Origin of the sequence: Streptomyces sp. NPDC059248 (assembly GCF_042753905.1) — a bacterium.
Taxonomy (GTDB): Bacteria; Actinomycetota; Actinomycetes; order Streptomycetales; family Streptomycetaceae; genus Streptomyces.
The window spans coordinates 25,370-34,501 of record NZ_JBHYZV010000053.1; the positions used below are offsets into that span (position 1 = coordinate 25,370).

Annotated in this window: 6 protein-coding genes; 4 read left to right on the plus strand and 2 right to left on the minus strand. The window is 70.1% G+C overall.

The genetic code is table 11. The annotated features are described in order from the left end of the window. Positions 1-12: 12 nt before the first annotated feature. Both typA and ACFXG1_RS22250 read right to left on the minus strand, forming a co-directional pair. On the minus strand, positions 13-1,914 hold the full coding sequence (typA, locus tag ACFXG1_RS22245; RefSeq protein ID WP_384744242.1) for a translational GTPase TypA: 1,902 nt from the start codon (positions 1,912-1,914) through the stop codon (positions 13-15). Between the two features lie 527 nt (positions 1,915-2,441). After that, entirely contained in the window at positions 2,442-4,853 is a 2,412-nt protein-coding gene (locus tag ACFXG1_RS22250; RefSeq protein ID WP_384714284.1) for an ABC transporter family substrate-binding protein, read from the minus strand. Between the two features lie 355 nt (positions 4,854-5,208). Here ACFXG1_RS22250 and ACFXG1_RS22255 point away from each other — a divergent pair, with 355 nt between their 5' ends. From ACFXG1_RS22255 to ACFXG1_RS22270, 4 genes are read left to right on the plus strand one after another with little or no spacing between them, the layout of a single operon-like run. Next, positions 5,209-5,469 carry a hypothetical protein gene (locus ACFXG1_RS22255; RefSeq protein WP_384714281.1) on the plus strand — a complete coding sequence of 87 codons (261 nt, stop codon included), beginning with the start codon at positions 5,209-5,211 and terminating at the stop codon, positions 5,467-5,469. Between the two features lie 10 nt (positions 5,470-5,479). Next, positions 5,480-6,337, plus strand: a complete 858-nt coding sequence (locus ACFXG1_RS22260) for a hypothetical protein (protein WP_384714278.1) — start codon at positions 5,480-5,482, stop codon at positions 6,335-6,337. A gap of 1 nt (position 6,338) precedes the next feature. Beyond that, entirely contained in the window at positions 6,339-8,255 is a 1,917-nt protein-coding gene (locus tag ACFXG1_RS22265; RefSeq protein ID WP_384714275.1) for a fumarate reductase/succinate dehydrogenase flavoprotein subunit, read from the plus strand. Further along, the gene (locus ACFXG1_RS22270) at positions 8,252-9,025 is read left to right on the plus strand and encodes a succinate dehydrogenase/fumarate reductase iron-sulfur subunit (protein WP_384714274.1); all 774 of its coding nucleotides are present in this window, start codon (positions 8,252-8,254) and stop codon (positions 9,023-9,025) included. Before ACFXG1_RS22265 ends, ACFXG1_RS22270 begins: the two co-directional genes overlap by 4 nt. Positions 9,026-9,132 lie beyond the last annotated feature (107 nt).

Consider the following 9,132-nt stretch of genomic DNA (forward strand, 5'->3'; position numbering starts at 1 on the left):
GGGAGCGGGCCGTCAGCCGTGCTTGGCGCGGGAGGCCGCGCGGGCGCGCTCCCGGGCGTCCAGGTTCACCTTGCGGATCCGGACGGACTCCGGAGTCACCTCGACGCACTCGTCGTCGCGGCAGAACTCCAGCGACTGCTCCAGGGAGAGCTTGCGCGGCGGAACGATCGCCTCGAAGGAGTCGGCCGAGGAGGAGCGCATGTTGGTGAGCTTCTTCTCCTTGGTGATGTTCACGTCCATGTCGTCGGAGCGCGAGTTCTCACCGACGATCATGCCCTCGTAGACCTCGGTGCCCGGCTCGACGAAGAGGACGCCGCGCTCCTGGAGGTTGGTCATCGCGAAGGCCGTCACGGCGCCCGAGCGGTCGGCGACCAGCGAGCCGTTGTTACGGGTCGTGAGGGTGCCGAACCAGGGCTCGTGGCCCTCGTGGATGGAGTGGGCGATTCCGGTGCCGCGGGTGTTCGTGAGGAACTCCGTACGGAACCCGATCAGGCCGCGGGAGGGCACGACGAACTCCATGCGCACCCAGCCGGAGCCGTGGTTGGACATATTGTCCATCCGGCCCTTGCGGACGCCCATGAGCTGGGTGACCGCGCCCATGTGCTCCTCGGGCACGTCGATCGTCATGCGCTCGACGGGCTCGTGGACCTTGCCGTCGACCTCCTTGGTGACGACCTGCGGCTTTCCGATGGTCAGCTCGAAGCCTTCCCGGCGCATCTGCTCGACGAGGATGGCCAGCGCCAGCTCACCGCGGCCCTGCACCTCCCAGGCGTCGGGACGCTCGGTGTCGAGGACGCGGAGGGAGACGTTGCCGACCAGCTCGCGGTCGAGGCGGTCCTTGACCTGGCGCGCGGTGACCTTGCGGTCCTTGACCGCGGCCTTGTTGTCGGCACCCTTGCCGGTACCGCCGCGGCCGACGAGCGGCGAGGTGTTCGTACCGACGGTCATGGAGATCGCCGGCTCGTCGACGGTGATCAGCGGCAGGGCGACCGGGTTCTCCGGGTCGGCCAGCGTCTCGCCGATCATGATGTCGGGGATACCCGCGACCGCGCAGATGTCACCGGGGCCCGCGACCTCCGCGGGCTTGCGGGTGAGCGCCTCGGTCATCATCAGCTCGCTGATGCGGACGTTGGAGACGGTGCCGTCACGCTTGATCCACGCGACGTTCTGCCCCTTGCGCAGCTCGCCCTGCTCGACCCGGAGAAGGGCGATACGGCCGAGGAAGTTGTCCGCGTCGAGGTTGGTGACATGGGCCTGCAGCGGGGCCGCGGAGTCGAACTCGGGCGCCGGGACGTACTCCAGCAGGGTGGAGAAGAACGGCTCCAGGCTGTCGCTGTCGGCCGGGACGGTGCCGTCGGCGGGCTTGGTGAGGGACGCGATGCCGTCACGGGCGCAGGCGTAGACGATCGGGAACTCGATCTGGTCCTCGTCGGCGTCGAGGTCCAGGAAGAGGTCGTAGGTCTCGTTGACGACCTCGTCGATCCGGGAGTCCGGGCGGTCCGTCTTGTTGATGCAGAGGATCACCGGCATCCGGGCCTGGAGGGCCTTGCGGAGGACGAACCGGGTCTGCGGAAGGGGCCCCTCGGAGGCGTCGACCAGCAGCACGACCGCGTCGACCATGGAGAGGCCGCGCTCGACCTCACCGCCGAAGTCGGCGTGGCCCGGGGTGTCGATGATGTTGATCGTGACGGGGGCGCCGCCTGCCTTCGGGTGGTACTTGACCGCCGTGTTCTTGGCGAGGATCGTGATGCCCTTCTCACGCTCCAGGTCGTTCGAGTCCATCACCCGGTCGTCGACCTGCTGGTGGGCGGCGAAGGCGCCGGCCTGCTTCAGCATGGCATCGACCAGGGTGGTCTTGCCGTGGTCGACGTGGGCGACGATGGCGACGTTACGGATGTCGTGGCGGGTGGGCATGCTGGCTGGCGCTTCTCTCGATCGTGGGATGCGGCGTTCGTGAGGGGCGGTGTCTTCCTCATGCGCCCCGCCGGGGCGGACACGCCACGGCTGAACTCCATGGTACGGGCCCCCGGGATTCGGGGCCTCCCCGTCCACGGGCCGGGCACCGCGAGGAGGCGCGGGGCCGGGCCGTACGAGGCGTCTCGGGTGCTGCCACCGGGGGCGGTCGAAGGCCGGCGGGACGGGGTCTCCCGGACGAGGAGAGCGCCCGGAGGCCGGGCCGGGGTGGGGTCCCGGCCTGGTGGGTGGGGGGGACTGCGGGAGTCTGCGGGGCGGGCGCCGAGGGTGCGCCGGACGTCGTGGAACCGGGTCAAAGGGCCGGTCACGATCTTGCCCGCAGCGGTCGGCGGCGGGCAAGAGCATTTGAGGCACTTCTGAGGTAGCCGAGGTCAATGGCCATTACCTTCGGTTACCCACGGCGTGCGGCACCCCGGGTGCGAGGGCTCTTCGCCCGCACCCGGGGTGCCGTCCCGGACCGCTCCGGACTACTCGGCGGCGCCGCTCTTCTCATCGGTGCCCTCTGTGCCCTCTCCGTCTTCGGCCTCGCTCGGCGACGGGCTGGGCAGGGTCGGCGGAGGTCCCGCCTTGCGGGCCGCGGCCTTGGTGAAGCCGATGTCCTGGAGGCGGGGGGTGGCGAAACCGAAGGCTCCCGCGTTGAGGACGGTCGGCCGGACCGCGACCAGCTCGGGCCGCTGATAGAGGGGAATCGAACCGGCCGCGGCCCAGATCCTGGCGTCCGCCCTGCGTACCAGGTCACGGGCCTCGGCCTGGTCCAGCTCGGCGGCGGCCTGGTCGAAGAGCTGGTCGATGTAGTCGGTACCGACCCGGGTGTAATTCTGTTCCACCAGCAGGGAGCCGTCGCTTGCGGGTTCCGGCTTGGCGTAGATCGGGCGGGCGTCGGTCGCCGGGTAGGCGGTGGCGGGCCAGGAGTACAGCGCCAGATCGTACTGGCCGGAGGCGATGTGGTCCTTGAAGTAGCTCTCGTCGGCGACCTTGGTGATCCGGGTCCGGACGCCGATCCGGTCCAGCATCCTGGAGATCTTCTCGCCCACGGAGCGCAGGGACTCCGATCCCGGCCCGGAGGGCAGGACGAAACGCAGGGTGAGCGGCTTGCCGTCCTTGCCGAGACGGCCGCCGGCGGCGACCGGGGCGGCGGTGCCCGCCGGGGCGTAGGCGCCGGTCACCCCCCGCCCGGACTCCTCCTTGTCGGCCTGGGCGCCCTTCTCCTCCCCGGCGCTCCGGGCGGCGTCCGCGTCGGCGGCCAGCCCCGCCCGGCGCTGGAGGGACAGGTCCTCGAAGGTGACGGGGGCCGGGGCGAGGACCCGGGTCCCACCGCCCGCCTTCTCGTCGCCGACGATGTAGAGACCCTCCTGGGAGGGGGTGTCCCGCCCGTGATGGGCCGGGATCGTGGCATCCGCCGCCCGGGCGCCGCGCGCGGTGTTCTTCCCGTCGGACTCGGCCTCGTCGGAGGGAGAGGCGGCCGGTGACCCGCTGGGCCCGGCATTCGCCGGTGCGGGCTTCTTCAGCGCTCCCCCGGGTGTCCAGCCCGCGTCGGCGAGCAGCGCCTGCGCCTCCTGGGTGTTCTGTTCGCCGAGCGCGCCGCTGTTGTCCGTGTAGGCGCGCTGCCCCTTCAGGGCGAGATGGCTGCCGGGCGGGTCGGCCGGCAGCCCGAGCGGCCGCAGGACGGTCTCGGCCAGTTCCCGGCGGTCGAGGGCGCGGGCGATGGCCCGGCGTACCCGGTCGTCGGCGAGGGGCCCCGACTCCCCGTTGAGCGCGAGCTGGGTATAGGCGGGTTCGAGGGTCCTGCGGACCGCGAATCCGCGCAGGCCGGCCTGTTCGACGGCGTACGCCTTGATCGCTTCGGCGGTCTTCTCCCGGGTGGCCTGGGCGACCTCGGCCGCCTCCTCGTCGGAGCCGTTGGCGAGGGCCCAGAGCCGGAGGGCCTTGCCGGGGGTGAGCGCGGTCTGGGGGCCGTGGCCCGGCTGCTGCCCCCCGGTCGCCTTGTTGCGTACGGCGAGGGCGATCCGGTCGGCGACGCTCCGGTCGATCTCGGCGATGTCCACCTTGCCCGCGGCCAGCGCCGCGGCCCGCTCGTCCCGCGGTACGGCGGTCAGGACCATGGCGTCCAGCTTGGTCTGCTCGCCCCACCAGCGGGGGTTGCGCACCAGGGTGACGTCCTTCTTCTTCCGGTCGATCGCGCCGATCCGGAACGGTCCCGCGGTGGCCTTGAGGGCGTTGCGGGCGCCGTCGTTGAACGCCTTGGGGGCACCGGTGACGTCCTTGGGGTACAGCGGTGTGAAGAGGGACTGCCAGTCGGCGTAGGGCTTCTTGAAGGTGATCCTCACCTCCAGGTCGTTGGCGCCCTTCTGGATCTCCTCGATGCGGTCGTATCCGGCGTTGCGCGCGGTCCAGAACGCGGTGTTCCGTCCGCTGAGCGCCTGCCACTGGGAGACGAAGTCCGCGGCACCGATCTCCCGGCCGTCGCTCCACACGGCCTTCTGGTTGAGCTTGTAGAGCACGACCTGCTTGGGCTCGCGCTCGACGACCTCCGCGGACTCCACATAGTCGGGGTTGCGCTGCGGGCGGCCGTTGGCGTCGAGGGTGAACAGTGCCGGCAGAACGGCCTGGGCGATCCGGGCGGTGGTGGTGTCCGCGTCGGCCTGGAAGGCGTTGAGGGTCGTCGGCAGGGTGTCGACGGCCCAGCGCAGGGTCCCGCCCTCGCCCACCTGCGTCCGCTCGGTCACCGCGATGTCCTGCTTGGTGGCCCGGCCCGTGAGCTCGGCCTCGTCGGTACCGCAGCCCGCGAGGGCGGGGACCGCCAGCGCTCCGCCGGTGAGCAGCGCGACGGAGCGGAGTGTCCGGGATCGGAAGGTCCGGGGGATCCGGTCCTGGGCCATGGGTCCACCTCTTCGTCCTGAGGGTTCCGCGGTCGTACAGATGCGGAGGATGAGGAAATCTTTCGATGATCACACCGATTCCGGACCACTGAAGTGGACGAACCCCGGAGGGTGGCGCCGACACGGCGCGATCCGGGCCGAAGGTCACCCGGGCAGACCAGCGGAAGGCCCATGAAAGCCGCTGATCGGTAGGAAATACCGAAAATGGAAGGAGTGAGAATCGGACAACCGGAGGCTCGCTCGCCACTCCTGCGCGGGAAGTCGCGGCACATCCCTTCACAACCGGGGATGTGACGCGCAACACTCGCAGGCGCATGAGCGACGCCACCGCACCCCGCGGAAGTGAGGGCACGTCATGTCCCAGCAGGAAGACCTGACCACGATGCAGCGCCGCCTCGACGACCTGGTCCAGCGGGTCGAGGAGCTGGAGCGCACCGTCGGCCGACTCGGCGGCACGGCCGGGAGGCCCCGTGGCGCCGGCCCCGGAACGGGGGCCGGGAACCGTCCCGGGGAGCGTGAGGACCTCGTCACCATCCCGGATGTGCCGTACAACGACGCGCTGTGGACGGACTCCGACGACGAGGGGCTGGGCGTCCGAGACCGGCACGCTCCCTAGGAGACCTTCGTTGGCCACTGGTACCGAACCACCACATGTCCAGACGAGCGGGTCGTCGGGCCCGGCGCCCGGCGCGCGTACGGGGGTGCACGGCCCGACGCGCGCCGCCATCGCCCCCCGCCATCTGCGGACGGACCGCTGGTGGCTCTCGCCCGCGCTCACCGCGGCCGGGCTGCTCGCCTTCGTCGCCTACTCCACCTGGCGGGCCTTCGCCAATGCCGACTACTACGCGGCCCCCTATGTGTCCCCCTTCTACTCGCCCTGTCTGGCGGAGAACTGCGTCCCGATGAAGGGCGGGCCCGAGTGGGGCCTCGTCGGCAGCTGGTGGGGCCTGTCGCCCGCCCTGCTGATCCTGATCTTCCCGCTGGGCTTCCGGCTGACCTGCTACTACTACCGCAAGGCGTACTACCGGGGATTCTGGGCGTCGCCCCCGGCCTGCGCGGTCGCCGAACCCCACCGCAAGTACACCGGTGAGACCCGCTTCCCGCTGATCCTCCAGAACATCCACCGGTACTTCTTCTATCTGGCGATCGCCGTCGCCGTGATCCTCAGCTACGACACCGTGCTCGCCTTCCGGGACGAGGACTACGACTGGGGCCATATGGGTCTCGGCACTCTCGTCTTCCTGGTCAACATCGTGTTGATCTGGGCGTACACCCTGTCCTGTCATTCCTGTCGGCACATCGTCGGCGGGCGGCTCAAACACTTCTCGAAGCATCCCGTGCGCTACCGCCTGTGGGGCTGGGTGGGCAGGCTGAACGAGCGCCACATGCTGCTGGCGTGGGCATCGCTGATCAGCGTCGCGGCCGCCGACTTCTACGTCTATCTGGTCGCCTCCGGTGCCTTCGACGATCCGAGGTTCTTCTGACATGACGCAACTCGAACGCCAGCAGTGGGACGTCGTGGTCATCGGAGCGGGGGGCGCCGGGCTGCGCGCCGCTATCGAGGCCCGGGAGCAGGGCGCCCGGACCGCCGTGATCTGCAAGTCGCTCTTCGGCAAGGCCCATACCGTGATGGCGGAGGGCGGCATCGCCGCCTCGATGGGCAATGTGAACGCCGGGGACAACTGGCAGGTCCACTTCCGGGACACCATGCGCGGCGGGAAGTTCCTCAACCAGTGGCGGATGGCCGAACTCCACGCCCAGGAGGCACCGGCCCGGGTCTGGGAGCTGGAGACCTGGGGCGCGCTTTTCGACCGCACCCCCGACGGCCGGATCTCCCAGCGGAACTTCGGCGGCCATGAGTACCCCCGGCTGGCCCATGTCGGCGACCGGACGGGCCTGGAGCTGATCCGCACCCTCCAGCAGAAGATCGTCGCGCTCCAGCAGGAGGACGAGGCCGCCACCGGCGACCACGAATCACGCCTGAAGATCTTCCAGGAGTGCACGGTCACCCGGGTGATCAAGGACGGCGACCGGGTCGCGGGGGTCTTCTGCTACGAACGCGAGTCGGGCCGGTTCTTCGTGGTCGAGGCCCCCTCGGTCGTCCTCGCCACCGGCGGTATCGGCAAATCCTTCAAGGTCACCTCCAACTCCTGGGAGTACACCGGCGACGGACACGCCCTCGCCCTGCTCGCGGGCGCTCCGCTGCTCAATATGGAGTTCGTCCAGTTCCATCCCACGGGGATGGTCTGGCCGCCCTCGGTGAAGGGCATCCTCGTCACGGAGTCCGTACGCGGCGACGGGGGCGTCCTGCGCAACTCCGAGGGCGAACGCTTCATGTTCGAGTACATTCCCGAGGTCTTCAAGGAGAAGTACGCGGAGACGGCGGAGGAGGGCGACCGCTGGTACGAAGACCCGGACAACAACCGGCGCCCGCCCGAACTCCTCCCCCGCGACGAGGTCGCCCGGGCCATCAACTCCGAGGTCAAGGCGGGCCGCGGCTCCCCCGCCGGCGGCGTCTTCCTCGACGTCTCCACCCGGATGCCCGCCGAGGTCGTCCGGCGCCGGCTGCCGTCGATGTACCACCAGTTCAAGGAGCTGGCGGATGTCGACATCACCGCCGAACCGATGGAGGTCGGCCCCACCTGCCACTATGTGATGGGCGGGGTCGCGGTCGACTCCGACACCGCCGCGGCGGTGGGGGTGCCCGGTCTGTTCGCGGCGGGTGAGGTCGCGGGCGGGATGCACGGCTCCAACCGGCTCGGCGGCAACTCCCTCTCCGATCTGCTCGTCTTCGGCCGCCGCGCCGGGCTCCACGCGGCCCTGCACGCCCTGGAGGCCGGCCCCCGGCCCGCGGTGGACGACACGCTGCTCGACGCCGCCGCCGCGGAGGCGCTGCGCCCCTTCAGCTCCTCCGGCACCCCGGACGGCGGGCCGCCGGAGAATCCGTACACCCTCCATCAGGAACTCCAGCAGGCCATGAACGACCTCGTCGGCATCATCCGCCGGGAGGGCGAGATGCGGCAGGCGCTGAAGAAGCTGGCGGAGCTGCGGGAGCGCGCGGCACGGGCCGGAGTGGAGGGCCACCGGCAGTTCAACCCCGGCTGGCACCTCGCCCTCGATCTGCGGAACATGCTCCTGGTCAGCGAGTGCGTCGCCCGTGCCGCCCTGGAGCGCACCGAGAGCCGCGGCGGCCATACCCGGGAGGACCGCCCCGCGATGGAGCGGGAATGGCGCCGGGTCAATCTGCTCTGCCGGCTGGCCGACCCCGCCGGGGCGGACCAGGACGGCGGGCGGATCGCCCTCGAACGGACCACGACCGACCCCATCCGACCCGACCTGCTCGCCCTGTTCGAGAAGGAGGAGCTGGTCAAGTACCTCACCGAAGAGGAGCTCCACGAGTGAGTGCGTACCAGGCCAGTTTCCGGGTGTGGCGCGGCGACCAGGACGGCGGAGAACTGAGGGACTACTCCGTGGAGGTCCACGACGGCGAGGTCGTCCTGGACATCATCCACCGACTCCAGGCCACCCAGGCGTCCGATCTCGCGGTCCGCTGGAACTGCAAGGCCGGGAAGTGCGGCTCGTGCAGTGCGGAGATCAACGGCCGCCCCCGGCTGATGTGCATGACCCGGATGTCCGTCTTCTCGCGCGAGGAGACGATCACGGTGACACCCCTGCGGGCCTTCCCCGTCATGCGCGATCTCGTGACCGATGTGTCCTTCAACTACACCAAGGCGCGGGAGGTGCCGTCCTTCGTCCCGCCGCGGGGAGTGGCCCCGGGCGAGTACCGGATGCAGCAGATCGATGTGGAGAGGTCCCAGGAGTTCCGTAAATGCATCGAGTGCTTCCTGTGCCAGGACACCTGCCATGTGGTCCGTGACCACGAGGAGAACAAACCGGCCTTCGCCGGTCCGCGATTCCTGATGCGGGTGGCCGAACTGGACATGCATCCCCTGGACTCGGCGGCCGAGGCGGGCCTCGACCGGAAGAAGGACGCCCAGGACGAGCACGGCCTCGGCTACTGCAACATCACCAAGTGCTGTACCGAGGTATGCCCCGAAGGGATCAAGATCACGGACAATGCGCTGATCCCCCTGAAGGAACGCGCGGTCGACCGCAAATACGACCCCCTCGTATGGCTCGGCAACAAGATCAGGCGCCGGGAGGACGGCTGACGACCATGCCGGTCGTGGGGGGGGGGGGGGGGCCCCACCCCCCCCACCCCACCGCCCCCCCCCCCCACCCCACCACCAGAAGAAGAGATGTTAAAAAGAAGGAGGTT